An 18412-nucleotide genomic window follows, 5' to 3' on the forward strand; every position below is an offset into this window, starting at 1 on the left:
TAATAGGATAATCGATTTTAATTGGTTATCCTATTTTTTGTGAAATATAAAGCTAGATATATGATGCTAAATGGAATTGAAAATATAAAACAAAATAAGTGGTATAGAGCTACTCCACCATGTTTAGCTGGTGTATTTATAAATAATCCAGTATTCCAGAATTTTTTTGTTGTATATTTTAATGCGAATTTTTCGATAAGCATTTTGGAAAAAGGAAAAAAAAGTGCACTAGGTATGCTTAAAGTTAGCATTAATAAGCCTTTAATAGTGTGATCGTTATAATTAAGATAAACCATCACTAACATCATAAAATAGCCCCAGAACATATTATTAATATAATATTTTTTAGTCATATCCAAATCCTACTAAATAATCAGCTTTTTACATGAATGCTATTTTAATGATAATAGTTCTTATTTTCAATAAATTAAACAGCAATGATTTACCATTCTTTGCTTCTATCGTTGTGGTATTTATCTGTTTGAATTTGGTTTTTTATGTGCAGCAATATCCATTGCTGCCAGATTAACGATAAGCATGACAGTTATCATCATTATTAATTAACAACCACATGGCATAGACGGTGTGATACGGACTTGTTGGTACCATGATAATAATATCATCGGGCATGGTATGGGAGGCATGGGAACGAACGCTTATGACTTATTCACTATTCCATTATGTCAGCAACATCATGATGAGTTACTTGTTTATTATCCCATCAAGTAATGATGTATTTATGGTTCTTGCCGAAAATTTATTTTCTTTACTATCGACGGCTTTGTAACAATCAGTATCTTTTGTGAGATTTAGTGGGTTCTGGCTTTTGCTCATTACGATGATATTGAAAGATTTTTGGTATTTTGGAACACCGTAGATAACAACAGTGCTTTCAGTTGATGATTTTACTTCTATAATCAGATTTTCTGCAATATTAGAAGATATAGCAGAAAATGAACTGAGCGTACTTATTATCAGGACTAACGGTTGAAGCTTATTTGTATTATGTCCTGCATATTTTAGATATATTGAAAGAATAATTAATCGGATGATATTTTGATATAAGAATTGCTCTTAACTTTATCATTATAAGTTTTTGTGGCACTGTATCATTGTCGCTTTTTATTAGATGTATTTTGTGTTATAAACTGAAAAACATAAAACTTCGCTTAATTTAGTTAAAATTTATATGAAACTACAACTGTTAACGTTATTAGCCATTTTTTTTATATCTGGTTGTTCAACTTCCCAGTCTGATGTTGACAGATATAATCGAAATTCTCAAAAAGTTGATCCGTACTCTGATAGTGTTTTTAACACAATAAAAGATAATCAGCGTGTTTACCAAGATCAATTAGAAAGAAAAAGTATGGGACGTAATTTTTAAAAGTAGAATATAGACTAAAAACCCCGCCATATGCGTGGTTTTTCTTGTTATTTTAATCATTTGATTGATAATGATAAATTAAATTTTTATTTTTCTTGGTTTTATCTACCTTTGTAATATATATTTTTATGAGATTTATCTTTTTATTTTTTTATCTTTAATTTTCAATTATTGTTTTAATAAGATCGCTTAGGCGGTCTTTTTTGTTTATAGACTGATATGACGGTTAGTAATTTAAAAGCTATCAATGATCGATATATAACCGAAGAACGGAGAAAAGCGGTTATTAGAGATATTGATGTTCCCATAAAAGGGCATAAACCTAAAAACTTTGATGAAAAAAAATTCTTAACAAGATGGCACTAGAAACAGTAATGTGTATTCAGCCACTCTGGCACCATCTATTTGTTAGAATGTACGAATTTTATTTATAAACAAAGAAAATTTTTATCATATTCGTGCTATTAATCCTATAATGTTCGTTTTCTTTAATAAAATTAGAGAGATAGAGTGCAAGTGAAGTAATGTATCGGTAAAAGTTTAGAAATATAAAAAATACCCTATGAGCGTGGCATTTTTTATATTTTTGCTTGATATATTCAATCCTATTAATTTATCAAGTTGTCGTAGTATCCTTTTCTAGAGTACGTAGTATATCAATAGAATGTAAAGTTAATTAATTGTTGTTATTTTGTTTCTTTTTTATATTTTTTTGTTTAGTTCTTGTGATGATAGTTGGTTTATTATTGTTGCATTGCCCTTAATCGTTTTTTTATAGAATATTTATTTGTTTTGTACTCATAAAATAAAGTATAACAAAATAGAAACAAAAATAGGAATATAACAATGACAGCAAATAAAACTCACAAATTTAAATTTGGCCTTGGTTGGCAAATTCTAACTGCGCTCATTTTAGGGATTATTGTTGGTGCAATTTTGCACGATAATGAAAACAAAGAATGGTTAATTATGAATGTTTTATCTCCTGCGGGTAAAATATTTATTCAGTTAATCAAAATGATAGTTGTACCAATTGTTATTTCAACATTGGTAGTCGGAATAGCGGGGGTAGGGAATACTAAACAACTAGGTAAGCTAGGGTTTAAAACTATCCTCTATTTTGAAATTATCACGACAATAGCGATTATCGTTGGAATAAGCCTAGCGAATATATTCCAACCTGGCGTAGGAATTGATATGTCAACACTTAGCCAAGTTGATATATCTCAGTATGAAAAAACTACCCAACAAGTGGAAAGTCAGTCACATGGTATAATGGCGACGATATTATCGCTTGTTCCATCTAATATCTTTGCTGCTATGTCAAGCGGTGAAATGTTGCCAGTAATTTTCTTTGCCGTTATTTTTGGTATGGGATTATCTTCCTTACCAGTGGAAAAAAGAGAACCGTTATTAATTGTGTTACAAACATTTTCAGAAACGATGTTCCGAGTAACACATATGATTATGATGTATGCACCTATCGGTGTATTCGGGCTTATTTCTGTCACTGTTGCAAATTTTGGGTTCACCTCTTTGATCCCACTTATTAAATTGGTGTTACTGGTTCATGGTGCCATCTTGTTTTTTGCAATTGTTGTACTAGGATTGGTTGCAAAATATTGTGGTATTAACATTTTTACGTTAATCAAAATCTTAAAAGATGAATTAATACTGGCTTATTCGACAGCAAGTTCTGAAACAGTCTTACCAAGAATTATGGATAAGATGGAGAAATATGGTGCTTCCAAATCAGTGACGAGCTTTGTTATTCCAATTGGCTATTCATTTAATCTCGATGGCTCTACACTCTATCAAAGTATTGCTGCCATCTTTATTGCTCAGTTGTATGGTATTGATCTCAGTATCTGGCAAGAAATTACCCTTGTAGTGACGCTAATGATCACATCTAAAGGGATTGCAGGAGTGCCAGGTGTCTCGTTTGTTGTGTTATTGGCGACATTAGGAAGCGTAGGTATTCCGCTAGAAGGGTTGGCTTTTATTGCTGGAATAGACCGAATATTAGATATGGCAAGAACAGCATTAAATGTAATTGGTAATGCACTCGCTGCTTTAGTCATTGCTAAATGGGAGCATCAATTTGATAAGAATAAATCTAAAGATTATGAAGCAACTTTTAAAAGTTAGATTTTAGTTGCTTTCTCCTAAAAGCCCTTAAGAGGCTTTTAGGAGAATATCATATTCTAATAATTCTATTCTCCTTTTTTTACGCTGAGTTATTCTCATTTTAATATTTCTTATAGTGGATTATTCATATGTAGAAGGAAGAAGATCATGCTCTGGTATAAAAGTAAATGATGAAAGTGAAGGTGAGGTAAAGGTTTGTGCCAAAATTGTTCATGATAATATTTATGAAACTGGAAATTCAGAAGTCTTGAAGAAAACAAATGCTAAAGGTTTTGAACTGATATCAGCAAAAACAGAATAATATGAAATTGAAATAAAAAAACCTCATTAAGTCATGAGGTTTATTATGTATTAACTTTATAAAAGGAAAATAAATTAATTAAAAGCTCATTCTAAATCCTGCTGTTGCATATATTGGAGTTTCTACTTTATTACCATTTTGATAATTTATTTCAGTATAGAAAAGAGCATCATTACCTATATTAGTTGTTAAACCAACGCCGTATTTACCAGTATTCCCTGAATAATGACTATCAAAGGATACGTTATTAATTTCTATTTCATTACTTTTAATGAATTCACGAGATATTGCTGCTTTTATGTAAGGCTTAACACTGTGGTTCGAAATTAATAAATTACTTTCTAATATGGTTCCTAATTCACCTTTTAAGCTATCAGCATTGTGGATATTTGCTTTCATGCCATTATCTAACATATAATGCGACTTACTAATATTAGAATAAAGGATCTGGTTGTATGGTGTAAGTGTCAATGCATTTGAAAACGCAATAGGATAGCCTATTTCTGTTGATGTTGTAATCGCACTTTGATTGTAATTTCCTTTAACTCTTCTACCTTCATTCATATTAGTATTGATTTCGTTATGAAGATGATTCATCTTAAATAAAGAGTCTACATAAAAACCAGAATGATTAAGCCAAGTTAAATAAACACCACCGCTATAGCTATTAATATCACCATTATTAATATTGTCAGATTTTATTTTACTCTTAGTGTAAGAAGTTATTAAACCAAATAGCAGTTGATCATTATTTATAGCTATTTTCTTATCTATACCAATTTGCATTCCATTTAAATTTGAATGGAATTGACTATAACCTTTATCGTTTAAATGAGAGTTATCATTTAAATAGCGAATCCACACTCCCAGATCATTATTATTTTCACGTAAGAAACCTATTCTTTGGCGTAAAGTACTCGTTTCAATGCTTAATATGTTCTGCGGTGCTGAGGCCATATTAATAACGGCTTGAGCACTATTGCTTAATATAGGCTGGCTAACATCGGGCTGTTTAGAGGTATCAGGCTGTTTAGAAATATCAGGCTGTTTAGAAGTATCAGGCTCGCCAGCTTTTCCGCCCACAAGATACCACTCTGTATGACCATCATTAGTTTTGCTATTTAGTTTATATTTCCAAACACCAACTTCAACATTACCGTCTTTATTTAATAAGTTAAAATCAGCGTCACCACTATTTACATAAACTAATTGAGTATTTTTAGGATCAGAAATTTCTTCTCCGCTATCATTTATTTTTAATCCAAAATGCCCAGTTGCATGATCTGAAATATAAATATTATCGCTTAAACCATTGGCTAAGCTGCTACTTAAAATAAAAGTACCTTCGCCGGTGAGCGTTTTTAATTCAAGTCGATTAAATTGCATGCCAGAAATATAATGATCCATTTCCAATTGGCTACCAGATTGCATCTCTAAATTGTTAATATGAGTGATTAATTCTGGGCCTGGTTTTTCGGGTTTAGGGGCATCACCATCATCACCATAATCTTCGTTCCATGAGGGTAAAATATATGTTTTACCTGCTAGTGTTAAGTTTTCTATAAATATTTTAGCTGAAGGAGCAGGATCATTTTTAGATACATCAGTAGATTTATCATTAATGTTATCAATATATAATTCAGCATTTTTATCTATAAATAGCTTACCTATAGATGATGAACCTGCGCTCATATCAATATTACTGGTGCCTGTTACTATAGTATCTTTAATAGTGGGAGTCGCTGTTTCTTTTGTACCAGATGCATACATACTAATATTAGCATCATCTTTAACGATAGTACCTATCGCTAGGCTATCACCATACATTCTTAATATTGCTTCGTTTTCCAGAGTAATATTTTGTATTTCGTGGCTTTTATCTATATAAAGGTTTGTTGTATCACTATAAGTTGAATTAGAGATAATTTCCTTATTAGAGAGGAGAACGCCCCGTATACTACTTTCTTTGGCATAAACTGAACTGGCTAAGAAAGATAATATACTTATAGTAATAATATTCTTACTAAAATGTTTATTCAGTAGCATAAAAACCGACCTTTTTATTTTTTTATTGTGTAAAAATAGTTAATTTATGCTTAATGATTATATTGTTTATTTTTTCTATCAATTTAAATAGCCTTAAAAAAAATTATTTAGAATATAATCTTTCTTAAGGTTAATTCTATTAAAGAAAAATATAATTATTTATTATATAGAATAATATATCTTAGGTGAGTAATTTAGCTTATGGCATCTTTTTAAACAAAACACCATAAGATAAAATAGAAATATTATAATAGCCGAGCTGTTATATTTTGGGCGCTCTGTATACTAAAATAGCAAAAAACATAGCCCATAAGAAACTGATAACTTTAAACCATTTAGGATATTTTTTTTGTAGAGAAAACCAGCAAAAAATAAAGGGAGCAAAAAAAGTAGCAATTGCTAGAATAGCAAATTTTGTTTTATAAAATCTTTTGGCTTTAAATTCTTTTTTAACTCTTTTTTCAATTTCTTTACCATTTCTTTCTACTTCAGCTCTTTCACTATTCCATGATGGATATTTATTATCTAACCAACGAGTTATCTCAAATAATGAGGTGGTAATTCTATTCTTTGCGTGTTGACTTGTATCGCCAGAATATCTTATTTCTTGAATAATTTGAAAGAATGATACAGTAAGTCGAAGAAACTCATTGTCTAATTTTTCATAATGCAGAGGCTTATTAGAGTTAGGGCTTTTGCTTTTTTTCTCTGATCTTTCAAAACAACCGATCATTGTAGAGACTTCATCAACGGCTTTATCTGCAAATTTATTAAATTCTATTTTTTGAATTTCTTGCGGTGACGGCCTATCATCAGAAAGACTAATTCTGTATGTAGTTCCCAAACCAGGAAAAATTGAGTTTCTTTTTCTTACATTGGCTTTTACGGTTCTTTTGGGGTTTAGAAACATGAATGATACCTATCTATTTTCTAATTTATCATAAATATGTTAATGTTTTTTCTAAAAATAAACAACGAACTATATCGCAAATATTCTATCGATAATGTACTGCTAATCATCTTTAAATGATTATTTTGTAAAAGCGTGTAAGTCAGACCGTTCTGTTACTGTTTTGTGCCAATATTTTCTCTTTTACCAATGGGGAATTATTATGTCTACAATGAAAACAGAAGTGATTGTTATTCGTTTAACAAAAAAAGAGCGTGCATTATTGGATTCAATAAAAACAGCACCATTACTTGCAGATTGGATGAAAGAATTAGCGCTTTCTAAATTACAAGAGCAAGATATTTCATCTAATAAATAATTACTAATGCCGACAAAAAAGGAATTGAGTCGGTATTCTTATTTTATTGCTTATACAATAAAATTGAGTCGTCACAGTAATAATAAATTATAGTTTATGGCCACTAAACTTTAAGATAATAGGTATGGATATAAATAAAACTAAAAAATAGCAGGGAAGAGAATGTTAATGGCATTTTGGGGTAGGTGTATGGTTTTGTAGGGTTATTTGTTTCTCAATTATTATTTCAATGATATCAACAACCATTGGCAATAAAAAAGCCCAATGTGGCGGCATTGGGCTTAGTGACTCGAATAGATGGGTATAAAAAACTATTAGAGATCAGTATAAATGTAGTGAATTTTCATTTTATAAATTAACAATAAATGCTTTTTTCTTAGTAAAAAGTGCTGTTATGCTTTATGTCGTCTAGTTTTAAAGCAAATTGACGTTTTTTCATTCCATTGACCATGCGGAGTTTCGTAGATCTACTTGTTTTTATACTTTTTGCTATGTGAATAGAGGGAGCGATGCGCTCTTTCATCAATATTTGGTAGATAACGATAAGTTAATTATAATCGAAAACTCATAAACTCTTTTTTTGAGTTTTTTTTGTAAAATTAAAGATATAACATGAATAAAAACAATAAATTATTGTTTTCTGAACAACAGAAAATAATGTGTGAAAAGTATGGGGTGATACCTCAAAAGCCAGAAGAAATGGTAGCGATTGCTTTAGATAACCTAAAGGGTAATCCTATTTATGGCACACGCATAAAGCGCTTAGAAGGCGGTACGATAAGCTGGTTTTTCTATTGTGAGGAATATTGCGCAACAGATGACTTTTATCAACCATTGCATACAGAACATTTGGAAGAACTATTACCTGAAGTAATAAATTATCTTTATCTACCAGAAGGATATAATTTTATTATTGACAGAGACGGATATGAAGATGTTTGGTTTGAAGAAATAAATGAATAAGTAGTTATTATTATTTTATAATTTTTAGATTAAGTAGATTTACTTTTTATATTCTCTTACACATTGAATTTTATAATAATCTTGAGAATATAAAAATATTAAGTTATTTTAAAAATTAAAAATATTAATTGATGTTGGTCTTATTTTTAACATAAAAATAATGACAGGTTAATCAGTTTGGGTAAATATTATAAGAGTAATTAATTCACTGTTAATAAGGAAGGTAGCTATTTATGTTTCCAGAATATCGTGATTTAATTTCAAAACTTCGTCAGACTGATCCCCATTTTCGCGCTCTTTTTGAACAACATAATGAACTTGACCATAAAATTGTTAGATTAGAACATAAAGATAGAAGAGGGTATGGTGAAGAAGTTGTTGAGCTAAAAAAACAAAAATTAAAACTGAAAGAGGAAATTCATCAGATCCTCAAAAATCCACCAGAAGAAGAGTGAGTAATAAAAAATAATTACTCTATAAATACATAAAGATGTAGAAACCATCCAACTAAAAAGGGATGGTTTTTTGTTTTTAGAAAGATAATTTATTTTTGATGAAAAAATTATATCAACCACATAGTGATATTTATAAAGAAAAGGCTACTGTTGTAGCCTTTTAACTGTTTAGGTTCTAAAAATAGTAACTTAGTTATGTACTATGTTAAAACTCATCTTTCCAAAGTACATCAAAATGGTTTGAATTTATTTTATAAACAGCTCTAACGTTATCATTAATATACTGTTTATAAATCTCATCGTCAGAAAAATAAATGGATATAGCTAACTCACATTCTGATGATATTTTTCGTGGAGCATCAATAATTTTTGCGGAAAAATTATCTTGTTGGAGTTGCTGCTGAAGTTTTTTTACAGCGTATTGCGCATGAAAAAGAAATAAATAGTTATGCGCCATTTTTACTGATCCCATTATCTTTTGCTTTATTTGCAACATAGGTGTAAATAGCAGCAACAATGACAGCAAACACTAAACCAATAATAATAACTAGTTTCCCATTATCTGTAACTCCAGCAGGGCTTGAAGCATAAGAGAAGTTATGAGCAAATGCAGCTCCCACTAACATACCCATAACGCTTACAGCCGCATCTGAATTACCTTGGCCAGCATTAGCTAGTTGTCGTAATGGGCAACCTGTAATGAGTACACCGCATAAGCCTACAAGTGCCATAGAGAGAAAATTCCATAGTCCATCGCTGTGAGCTATTGGTTGATTTTCAAAACCAAGATTAAACTTGCCTAAATAGAGATTACCTAAAAAAACAACGAGTGTTAATGCGATTACACCAAACGCCATATTATAATTACGCGATAAAAATACATGTTTGGCCATTCCAATAAAGCAGAATCTTGTGCGTTGAATAATAAAACCAATAATAAGCCCTGCGATGATAGACATCCACACTGGCGCATGACTCGCTCCAGGACCTTTTACACTGGCATTGAATATATCACTATTCCATAAGAATAAAGCAAATAGGAATATACATATAGTAGGTAAAATAAAACCTTCTATAGGTGATTGGTTATAATTTCTTGGAAGAGAAAATCCTTTTTTGACAAATAAACTACCTATACCAATTCCTATTATTAATCCAACTAATCCTATAACAGCATTTAAATCACCCGCTCCGATACGAAGTACCATTCTTAATGGACAACCTAAAAAAACTAAGCAGCCAGCCATCATTAGAAAACCTAGCGTAAAACGAATAATAGGAGCAGAGCCTGCTTTCGATTGAAATTCTTTGAAGATAAGTGCGGCAATAAAAGAACCAAGAATAAAGCCGAATATTTCAGGGCGAAGATATTGCACTGTTTCAGTGTGATGTAAGCCCATACTTCCGGCGCTATCACGAATAAAGCAGGCTACACAAACCCCCATATTAGGTGGATTTCCGTTAATACCAAGGAGTAACGCAAGAGTACCAATAATAAATCCAGATAGGATTAAAACCCATTTTATAGACATTAAATGCCTCCGTTGATGGGGGGGCCACCCCCTGACTAATAGAACCTATTAAGCACGGAGCAACTATATATAAGAATTACGTGTGATTCTTTTATATAGATCACGTCAAAATTAATAAATTAGATAAGATATTTTTTAGGATTTAAGAATGTTAATTTAATTAGCAATAAGTTAATTATTGTTTAAATAACTTATTACTAATAATGCAGGGTATAAATGAAATTTAGAAAGATATTAATTTAATTATTTATTTCTTTTTTCCACTTTGCATATGCATCTGTAATTACAGGCGCAATTTTGTCGTAATTGTCCCATATGTTTTCAACATAATATGAAGAAGATAAACCTTGGGCTAAAACACGCTCGAAATCTTCAAAATAGTTATTATTTTCTGATTCATAATAGTATTGTGTAAATGCGTATCCCTCATCATTCAAGTCATCACTAATAAATTTCTCGTCACAAACTTGAATAAGAAATGAAAGACCATCCATTTCTCTGTTACGTACCATTTCTAGCTCTTCAATTGCATCTTCTTGCAACTCTCCACTTTCTAAGTTATTTTCAATAATCCAAGTTAAATAAAACCCTATATGTATACCTCCATTTTCAGGTGGAAGGTCGTCAGGGAACTCACCATAAGCGTGCCAGTCTATTCTATCAATCGCCATTTTTTTACCTGTGTTAGTTAGTGGAGATTATTTTATGGTATCAAGTATTATCGACATACAAATAGCAGTATTACTATAAAAAAAATTATTTTTGGATAATAACATATTAAGTTAAAAAGAATATATCAATGTGTTAGCTGATACGAAAAATAATAAACTAAATTCAATTATCATATTTTGATTCTACTTATTATAATAATCACAATTAGATTAGCGTTTATTTTTTTAATTAAGATAATACTTATCCCTATTTTATTCTTCTTTGAGATAATGCTGACTTAAGACGAATAATGGAAGTTACTTTCTAGCTGTTAACAATACTTAAAGGATATTTATGAAAAAGCTTATTTTAGCATTGGGTTTATTATCAATTTCTTCTATCGCTGTTTCTGCTGATTTATCTAAAGCATGCGAAGACTATTTTAAAGAAACTGACTCTTATGTTGAGTTAATGGAAAAAAATGATGCAACCAAAGCTCAAGCAGAAGCGATGAAAGCACAATATACTCAAGCTAAAGAACAATTTGCAGCATTACCTAAAGATGTTCAGGAAAGTACTTGTAAACAAGCTTTAGATTCTTTAGAGCAAATGAAAAAAATGTCAGCAGGTCAATAAGTTTTATTCTTTTGCGATAAGCCTTATAATAATTAAAGTTATAAGGCTTTTTTCTTTATTAAAAGATAAAAGTACTTTTTATATCGCATTGTTTTCTTATTTATTCTAATTTAAAATTAATAACTAATTAATTTAATTTCATCTCTATTTCTATTCTCTTAGTTTATTTTCAATTTTATTTATTTAATGCTAGTATTAAATGCCTTCTCTAAGAATGAGTATTAAAAATGAACATAGTAGTTTATATCGCAACAAGTTTAGATGGTTATATTGCTGATAAACAAGGTAATATTGATTGGCTTACCAGTATTGAAAACCCTGAAAATTTAGACTTTGGTTTTGCCGACTTTCTTAGTGAAATAGATGTGATTGTTATGGGAAGAACAACTTTTGAAACAATAATGGGTTTCGATATTGAATGGCCCTATGTACAGCCTGTTTTTGTATTAAGTAATACTATTAAAGAATTACCAGAGTCATTACCTAGTAATGTAAAAATTTTATCAGGAAATGTGAGTGAAATAATAAAAAGACTCAAAGATGATGGTTATAATAGAGTGTATATTGATGGTGGAAAAACTGTGCAAGGCTTTATTAATGAAGGTTTTGTTGATGAACTCATAATAACTAGAATACCTATTTTATTAGGTGAGGGCATACCGTTATTTATTCCAAATGATAAAAAAATAGAGTTTACTCATCATAAAACAGAAATATATTTAGACTCTTTTGTTAAATCACACTATAAAAAATAAAATTTTACTTATTGTATTTTGAGGATGCCTTATTGGTGTCCTTTTTATTTCTATATGGCAATACTTTAATATAGTGAGTTACTATTTATTTCTGTTAAATATATTTTTATTTGCACTGGTTATTTTGGTTAGGTTATTTATTTGTTCTGTGTTTTTATCGAATCATAGTTTAAATTATTTTCTATCATCATTTTATGAGCAGATTTTTTTATTTTTATATAAATGATGAAATTTATTTTGTCGGTGAATCGATTTTATGGAATAATTATTTACTCCTATTTCTTATTGATATTCAATTTATGTATTACTTTTTATTTTTATTACTTTCTGTATTTATAATCTCTGGATGTACCACTAATAAAGTCACTCAGACTAAATTAATTGAAACACACACCGATAATCCCATTCCTGATAGTCACGCAGTTAATAATAACTTAGTTTTTATGTTAGGAAAACAATCTCGATTTGAAATGGAAGTTCAAGAAGAGAAACAAAGGCTTGGACAAGTTTTTAAAGTTGGTTTAAATGAGAAAAAACCATCAATAAACGATCAGTATTTAAATAACAATTCAACATTAAAGCCAATTCAAAAAATAAGCTTTACTATGCCAGTTCCTGAGCCTATTTGGAATGAGGAAAAACAAACTGTTGAATTCAAATGGAAACAAAAGCCACATTATACTTTTGATGCCTATTAATACTTTAATATCAATTTAAAATTTAATTTTATATGGGAAAATTATGCGCATAGCTATCACCTTATTATTATCTTTTCTATTACTGGGTTGTACTACTGATAACGTTACTTTTAGTACGGGTAATTCAGGAAACCATAGAATAGGCAGCACAGTGTGTTCTACATTAGTTTGTGGCAAGAATACTCGAACACCAGGAGAGCAAAAAGCAATTAATGAAGCAGTTCATGAACAACAGCGGGCTATTATGCGAGGAGAAAAACCTGATTTGCGGATCATGGCTTCTTATTAAAAATTAACACTATTATCTATGCCAGTAATTACTACTGGCTGATAATAGTTTTTTAGATTTTATTAATAATAAAATTAACTCTATCTGTTATTCCTATTTTGGGTAGTTCTGTTAAGTTATAATTATATTTTTTATAAACCGCTATCATAGCTAAATAAGTTTCTTCAGCTTCTTTTTCTGTTTGTTTTCTTTCTTGATCTTGAATATAAATCTCGGCCCATGGTGGTGCTATAAACACATTTGCAGAATAACGAAATAAGGTAATTGCCTTATCAAGGTGTTTGGGAATAGCTAAACCACATAGTAGTAAATATCCTGCAATATCAGGGAGCCCCCTATCATAGAAATAAGGCATTTTATTGTTGCTTGCTTCATGCCATGACCGTAACTCCCAAATTAGCATTGCTTGTGCGAAAGCGTTAGGATCTACCCACGGTAATGCATTCCCTTCAATAATATTTTGGTCTTGAATAATAGCTCTTCCTGCTTCTAAAGAGCAGGGATAACCCCTATTTTTAAGTTCATTTATTAGTGTTGTTTTACCAGAGCCGGGACCTCCAGTTAATATAATACGATGTGATCTTTCAGGCATGATGACTCCTATAAGTTTATATAATTAATAAAGGAAAAGAGACTGGGGATGATATGTAGGGGGCGTTAATACTAGAGTTGTTAGAGATTGAATATAGTTAAGAAATCGAACTAAAAAAAGTATACTAGAATTAAATGCTAATATAAATCTTAAGTAGCTTTATTACCCAGAAGTTCAAAAAAAATAGCGTAATAATTTACGCTATTTTTAGAAGAAAAGCTGAATGGGTAAATATCAAGGAATACAAGGCTCTGGTGCATAGCTACTATTTGGGAAAGGGTTAGGCAAATAAGTACATTTTTTCATTGTTTTTTGTATGCCTTCTTCTGATTCAAAAAGTGCAACACCAATTACACCCATATTTCTTTTATCACCTTGAGCGCTATAATTTACATATCCTTCCTCTGGTGCGCCAAAACGAAACGCTGCAACTTGTTGCTGATTTTTTCTAAAGCCTTCTACAAATAAAGTATCTCCAGGTCTTAATAAATAACCTCTATTTTGATAAGAACCTGCTGTTCCACTAATGACATCTAAGCCATCCACAGTAATAACGGCTTCATATATTATTTTATGACTAGTGTTATGTAAGAAAATAATATAGCGATCATTCTGTTTTCCATACAGTAAATATTGATTATTTTGTGTGTGGTATAATGGCATTATATTTCTATTTTCAGTTAAGATTGATAGTTGCACTGGGCTTTCACTAATGCGCGCAACTTTTGAATAAGAATTGGAAGGCACTCCACTTTGATAAAATATAGATGTTGTTTGTGAAGGTGTTTGTGATAATCGATACGCTTCAACACTTTCAGTGACAGAAGATAAACTTTCTCCCCATTTTGTCGAAAGGGCTTTATTTTCAGTTTGCTCATTAGCCACACTTAAGCTAGTGGGATAATTTCTCTCAATTGTTGTACAACCAGAGATTAGTATTAAAAAACCACTTAATAGTGAAAGTGATCCAATTTTTTTGAATAGATTCATATTATTGCTTTCCTTAGTATTTATACGAAATTCATTTCTAAACTTTATTAATACTAAATTAGCGTTTGCTTTCTGATTTGTCTCTCAGCTAATTCTTAGGATAGTTGTATTCAAAGGTAAATAGCCGTAATTTAGGATAGTTTGAAGCCAAATATTATAAGTTTATGGATGGGGGTAATGAAGTATGTGAAAAGTAAAAATATCACCTTCTTATTGTGAGTTTAATTTACTCTTATTTCTCCTTATTTTCTTATTTAGGCATTTTATGCCTATAGCACTATCGAATAGCAATTGAAAGAAGAAACGTTTGATTCTATTATAGAACGTATATGTTTTATTATGATATGTATATAAGGATTGGCGTGGGTATTGTAAAAATTTCTGATGAATTACATGAGTATTTGCGAAAAGCAAGTAATGTGATGTCACGCTCTGTCAATGCTCAGGCAGAGTTTTGGATAAAAATCGGCATTCAAGCAGAATTAAACCCAGATAAAACGTTTCCAATGATTATTAATGAAATGCTGGAAAAAGAAGCCATTAAGCAAGAAGTAGAATAAGAGGAAAGAATAGTGGATAAAATAACGATTAAAACGGCCGATGAAATTGAATTAATGCGTGAGTCAGGGCGTTTATTGGCGAAAGTTTTTACAATGCTTGATGATTTTATTGTACCAGGTGTTTCTACGCTAGAAATTAACGATAAAGTTGATGATTTTATTGTCAATGAACTTCAATCAAGACCAGCAAGCAAAGGCCAATATGGTTATGAGTATGTGCTAAATACATCTATCAATGAAGTTGTTTGTCATGGCGTGCCAAAAGCAGATGAACGCCTTAAAAGCAAAGATATTGTTAATGTTGACATTACACTAGAAAAAAATGGGTTTATTGCTGACTCTAGTAAAATGTATATTATGCCAGAGGCATCTCCTATTGCGCGTAAATTAGCAAAAACAACGTATCAAGCAATGTGGGAAGGTATTAAAGAAGTAAAACCGGGTGCGACATTAGGCGATATTGGTCATGCTATTCAAAGCTTTGCACAAAGTCATGGATATAGTGTTGTGAGAGAATACTGTGGGCATGGAATAGGAAGAGAAATGCATGAAGCACCACAGGTACTACATTATGGTATTAAAGGACAGGGCGTTGAATTAAAAGAAGGCATGACTTTTACGATCGAGCCAATGATAAATCAAGGAGGTGCTAAAATAAAAACCAAAAAAGATGGTTGGACGGTTGTGACAAGAGATAAAAAGTTATCCGCTCAATCAGAACATACTATTTTAGTAACAGCAACAGGATATGAAGTACTCACTTTACGTCCAGAAGAAGTATTACCATAATTGCTACTCTTTTATATTTATAGCCATTTTAAGAGAAAATATTTTTTATAATTTAAAAAATATTTAATTTTTAAATAAAGTGGCTATTTTTCTCTCCTTTATTTTTCATTTCTATCAATAAATTAAGTTTAAAACTTAATATCTTTATAAATCTGAGTTGTAAATTACACGTTGTACACTATATTGATATCAACATTCATTAAGTATTAATAAATTATCATTAAATGATTGTAGGATGCAATCATTACGCTATAGAAAAATAAGGATATTAATATGGAAAATATTTCAAAAATTTTAGAAGAATGGGGATCATGGGTTGCTAATGATCAAAATGCTATCAACCTATTTAATAACAATAAAAAAGAATTTATTCCAGAACGGATAAAGTTAAGAAAAAAATGTACTCATCATGATGCTAATATTATCAATGACTTAATGAAAAGATTGATGATGCATAATAAAGAGGATTATCAGCTACTTATTAATTATTATGTTTTTGGTAAAACATTTATTCAGCTTGCAAAATATGATCAATGTTCGGATACATATATTGGGAAAAAACTGAAAAAAGCAGAAGGTATGATTGAAGGTATGCTGATTTTCTCAGGTTCTAATTAAGACTATAAATTTAAATTAGTTTAAATTGATTAAAATAATTCTTTACGATCGTAAAATAGAGATTAAGCTAATAACACTTAGAACAATTAAGGTGTAAAGATACAACCTTTACTATGATCTTTGAACATCAAAGATGGTATTTTAAATTTTGTATTCTAAATATTGTTTTAAGTATTGCTAATATGATGTTTAGCAAATTAAATAAATTTAAACCCAAGGAGTGGAAAATATGTCAACAATATACCCAATTGTTTTAGTTCACGGTTTATCTGGTTTTGATGATATCGTCGGTTATCCTTATTTTTATGGTATCGCGGATGCTTTAGAAAAGGATGGTCATAAAGTTTTCACCGCATCTCTTTCTGCATTTAATTCTAACGAAGTTCGTGGTGAACAACTTTGGGAATTTGTGCAAAAAGTTCTCAAAGAAACGAAAGCAAAAAAAGTAAATTTAATCGGTCATAGCCAAGGTCCATTAGCTTGCCGTTATGTTGCAGCAAAACATGCGAAGAAAATTGCTTCTGTTACCTCTGTTAATGGTGTAAACCATGGTTCAGAGATTGCTGATTTAGTACGACGTATTATGCGCAAGGATAGTGTGCCAGAATATATTGCTGATGCCGTAATGAAAGCTATTGGTACTATTATTTCTACATTTTCAGGTAACCGCGGCAATTCACAAGATGCTGTCGCAGCGTTAGAAGCATTAACAACTGAAAATGTAACTGAATTTAATAAAAAGTACCCACAAGGGCTACCTGCTGTTCGTGGTGGTGAAGGTAAAGAAATCGTAAATGGTGTTCACTACTATTCATTTGGTAGCTATATCCAAGGTTTGATTGCGGGTGAAAAAGGCAATTTACTCGATCCTACTCATGCTTCAATGCGTGTATTAAGTGCATTCTTTGCTGAACGTGAAAATGATGGCTTGGTAGGTCGCACAAGTATGCGGTTAGGTAAACTGATTAAAGATAATTATGCGCAAGATCATCTGGATATGGTGAATCAGGTTGCAGGGTTAGTAGGGCGAGGTGAGGATATCGTTGCTATTTATACAAACCATGCGAATTTCTTAGCAAGTAAAAAGCTTTAATTATCTTGCGTACTTATTGTGAAATAATCTAGTACAAATGGCTCTAATTAATTTAGAGCCATTTTTGTTTTTAATTATTGTTGGTTAATATCTTTATTAACGCTGACAGAAATAGCATAGCCTAATAAATAAAGTGCTTGCTCTAGACTATCTACTTTTGAGGTTTGATTAATTTCAAGTAAACGCTCTATTTGCGCACTCGTTAAATTCATCTTTCTTGCAAGATCAGATTTTTTTGTCTTTGTTTCTAGCATCGCATTGTGTAATGCAATCTTTAAGCAGCTAATAAGAGGTAAGTAGACAATAAAATCACTAGCTTGAGCTTTGGATGGCGCTGGAATAGGCAATTTGCTCGCAATAAATTCCTCAAGACCTACATGTAAAATATCAGAGGCTTCTAGTTCAATATCATCTTCTGTATAAGCAACAGCGTGTATATTATCAAAATCACGGTAGGTAATTTCGTAAGTTTCACTTTCTTCATCAAAATGAGCGACTGCTGGATAGTTGAACATAAATAGCCTTTTATAAAGTTGAAAACTAGGTTTAACATGAAATTGCACAATATAATGTGTTTTCAAAATTCTTGTGTATAGTACTCTTGTGTATAGTACTAAAGTAAAACTCTATTTATCTATTTG

The 18412-nt window shown here is 30.7% G+C and carries 22 protein-coding genes and 1 pseudogene; 13 read left to right on the top strand and 10 right to left on the bottom strand.

Going from position 1 to position 18412, the window contains the following annotated elements:
* Window positions 1-17 precede the first annotated feature (17 nt).
* Window positions 18-353: a colicin E1 family microcin immunity protein gene (locus tag QQS39_RS07430; RefSeq protein ID WP_285805658.1), complete on the bottom strand. Its 336-nt coding sequence runs from the start codon at window positions 351-353 to the stop codon at window positions 18-20.
* A 232-nt stretch (window positions 354-585) separates the two neighbouring features.
* On the opposite strand from QQS39_RS07430, the gene QQS39_RS07435 reads away from it, so the two are divergent.
* Entirely contained in the window at window positions 586-729 is a 144-nt protein-coding gene (locus QQS39_RS07435; protein WP_285805913.1) for a DUF968 domain-containing protein, read from the top strand.
* Window positions 730-1665: 936 nt separating this feature from the next.
* Here the strand turns inward: QQS39_RS07435 and QQS39_RS18710 are convergent.
* A pseudogene (locus QQS39_RS18710) lies at window positions 1666-1777 on the bottom strand (electron transport complex subunit RsxA); the annotation flags it as partial.
* 456 nt (window positions 1778-2233) lie between these two features.
* Here QQS39_RS18710 and gltP point away from each other — a divergent pair.
* On the top strand, window positions 2234-3535 hold the full coding sequence (gltP, locus tag QQS39_RS07440; RefSeq protein ID WP_151434895.1) for a glutamate/aspartate:proton symporter GltP: 1302 nt from the start codon (window positions 2234-2236) through the stop codon (window positions 3533-3535).
* 379 nt (window positions 3536-3914) lie between these two features.
* Here gltP and QQS39_RS07445 read toward each other — a convergent pair whose 3' ends face one another.
* Window positions 3915-5882, bottom strand: a complete 1968-nt coding sequence (locus QQS39_RS07445; RefSeq protein ID WP_285805659.1) for an autotransporter outer membrane beta-barrel domain-containing protein — start codon at window positions 5880-5882, stop codon at window positions 3915-3917.
* A gap of 262 nt (window positions 5883-6144) precedes the next feature.
* Window positions 6145-6792, bottom strand: a complete 648-nt coding sequence (locus QQS39_RS07450; RefSeq protein ID WP_151434897.1) for a hypothetical protein — start codon at window positions 6790-6792, stop codon at window positions 6145-6147.
* Window positions 6793-6994: 202 nt separating this feature from the next.
* Here QQS39_RS07450 and QQS39_RS07455 point away from each other — a divergent pair, with 202 nt between their 5' ends.
* From QQS39_RS07455 to QQS39_RS07465, 3 genes are all read left to right on the top strand, one after another.
* On the top strand, window positions 6995-7150 hold the full coding sequence (locus QQS39_RS07455; RefSeq protein WP_194952313.1) for a hypothetical protein: 156 nt from the start codon (window positions 6995-6997) through the stop codon (window positions 7148-7150).
* 612 nt (window positions 7151-7762) lie between these two features.
* Window positions 7763-8113, top strand: a complete 351-nt coding sequence (locus QQS39_RS07460) for an immunity protein Imm33 domain-containing protein (RefSeq protein WP_196736833.1) — start codon at window positions 7763-7765, stop codon at window positions 8111-8113.
* 233 nt (window positions 8114-8346) lie between these two features.
* Window positions 8347-8568 carry a DUF465 domain-containing protein gene (locus tag QQS39_RS07465; protein ID WP_075672624.1) on the top strand — a complete coding sequence of 74 codons (222 nt, stop codon included), beginning with the start codon at window positions 8347-8349 and terminating at the stop codon, window positions 8566-8568.
* Between the two features lie 205 nt (window positions 8569-8773).
* Here QQS39_RS07465 and QQS39_RS07470 read toward each other — a convergent pair whose 3' ends face one another.
* From QQS39_RS07470 to QQS39_RS07480, 3 genes are all read right to left on the bottom strand, one after another.
* A complete protein-coding gene (locus QQS39_RS07470) occupies window positions 8774-9025 on the bottom strand; it encodes a putative Se/S carrier-like protein (protein ID WP_196736834.1) in 252 nt (83 codons plus the stop codon).
* Window positions 9015-10100 (bottom strand): YedE family putative selenium transporter, encoded by a 1086-nt coding sequence (gene yedE / locus QQS39_RS07475; protein WP_285805660.1) that lies wholly within the window; start codon window positions 10098-10100, stop codon window positions 9015-9017. The genes QQS39_RS07470 and yedE overlap by 11 nt, the downstream gene beginning before the upstream one ends.
* A gap of 239 nt (window positions 10101-10339) precedes the next feature.
* A complete protein-coding gene (locus QQS39_RS07480; RefSeq protein ID WP_285805661.1) occupies window positions 10340-10771 on the bottom strand; it encodes a DUF7832 domain-containing protein in 432 nt (143 codons plus the stop codon).
* A 334-nt stretch (window positions 10772-11105) separates the two neighbouring features.
* Between QQS39_RS07480 and QQS39_RS07485 the strand changes: the two genes are divergently transcribed.
* The 4 genes from QQS39_RS07485 to QQS39_RS07500 all read left to right on the top strand — a co-directional run bounded on the left by QQS39_RS07485 (window position 11106) and on the right by QQS39_RS07500 (window position 13129).
* On the top strand, window positions 11106-11387 hold the full coding sequence (locus QQS39_RS07485) for a DUF5339 domain-containing protein (RefSeq protein WP_151434902.1): 282 nt from the start codon (window positions 11106-11108) through the stop codon (window positions 11385-11387).
* Window positions 11388-11614: 227 nt separating this feature from the next.
* Window positions 11615-12142, top strand: a complete 528-nt coding sequence (locus QQS39_RS07490) for a dihydrofolate reductase family protein (RefSeq protein WP_151434903.1) — start codon at window positions 11615-11617, stop codon at window positions 12140-12142.
* 194 nt (window positions 12143-12336) lie between these two features.
* Window positions 12337-12840 (top strand): hypothetical protein, encoded by a 504-nt coding sequence (locus tag QQS39_RS07495; RefSeq protein ID WP_285805662.1) that lies wholly within the window; start codon window positions 12337-12339, stop codon window positions 12838-12840.
* Between the two features lie 43 nt (window positions 12841-12883).
* Window positions 12884-13129, top strand: coding sequence for a hypothetical protein (locus QQS39_RS07500; protein WP_151434905.1), 246 nt, complete (start codon window positions 12884-12886; stop codon window positions 13127-13129).
* Between the two features lie 52 nt (window positions 13130-13181).
* Here the strand turns inward: QQS39_RS07500 and QQS39_RS07505 are convergent, their stop codons facing one another.
* Together QQS39_RS07505 and QQS39_RS07510 are read right to left on the bottom strand one after the other, a co-directional pair.
* Window positions 13182-13721: an AAA family ATPase gene (locus QQS39_RS07505; protein WP_151434906.1), complete on the bottom strand. Its 540-nt coding sequence runs from the start codon at window positions 13719-13721 to the stop codon at window positions 13182-13184.
* 234 nt (window positions 13722-13955) lie between these two features.
* Window positions 13956-14711 carry a hypothetical protein gene (locus QQS39_RS07510; RefSeq protein ID WP_285805663.1) on the bottom strand — a complete coding sequence of 252 codons (756 nt, stop codon included), beginning with the start codon at window positions 14709-14711 and terminating at the stop codon, window positions 13956-13958.
* A gap of 362 nt (window positions 14712-15073) precedes the next feature.
* Here QQS39_RS07510 and QQS39_RS07515 point away from each other — a divergent pair, with 362 nt between their 5' ends.
* The 4 genes from QQS39_RS07515 (at window position 15074) to QQS39_RS07530 (ending at window position 17771) form a co-directional block, all read left to right on the top strand.
* The gene (locus tag QQS39_RS07515) at window positions 15074-15271 is read left to right on the top strand and encodes a ParD-like family protein (RefSeq protein ID WP_036913277.1); all 198 of its coding nucleotides are present in this window, start codon (window positions 15074-15076) and stop codon (window positions 15269-15271) included.
* A 12-nt stretch (window positions 15272-15283) separates the two neighbouring features.
* Complete coding sequence (gene map / locus QQS39_RS07520) at window positions 15284-16060, top strand: type I methionyl aminopeptidase (protein WP_100158067.1); 777 nt, start codon at window positions 15284-15286, stop codon at window positions 16058-16060.
* A 273-nt stretch (window positions 16061-16333) separates the two neighbouring features.
* Complete coding sequence (locus tag QQS39_RS07525) at window positions 16334-16678, top strand: antiterminator Q family protein (protein WP_285805664.1); 345 nt, start codon at window positions 16334-16336, stop codon at window positions 16676-16678.
* 229 nt (window positions 16679-16907) lie between these two features.
* Entirely contained in the window at window positions 16908-17771 is an 864-nt protein-coding gene (locus QQS39_RS07530) for a lipase family alpha/beta hydrolase (protein ID WP_285805665.1), read from the top strand.
* A 74-nt stretch (window positions 17772-17845) separates the two neighbouring features.
* Here the strand turns inward: QQS39_RS07530 and QQS39_RS07535 are convergent, their stop codons facing one another.
* Complete coding sequence (locus tag QQS39_RS07535; protein WP_285805666.1) at window positions 17846-18286, bottom strand: type II toxin-antitoxin system HicB family antitoxin; 441 nt, start codon at window positions 18284-18286, stop codon at window positions 17846-17848.
* Window positions 18287-18412 lie beyond the last annotated feature (126 nt).

It is taken from the genome of Proteus appendicitidis, from assembly GCF_030271835.1.
In the GTDB taxonomy this organism is placed as follows: domain Bacteria; phylum Pseudomonadota; class Gammaproteobacteria; order Enterobacterales; family Enterobacteriaceae; genus Proteus; species Proteus appendicitidis.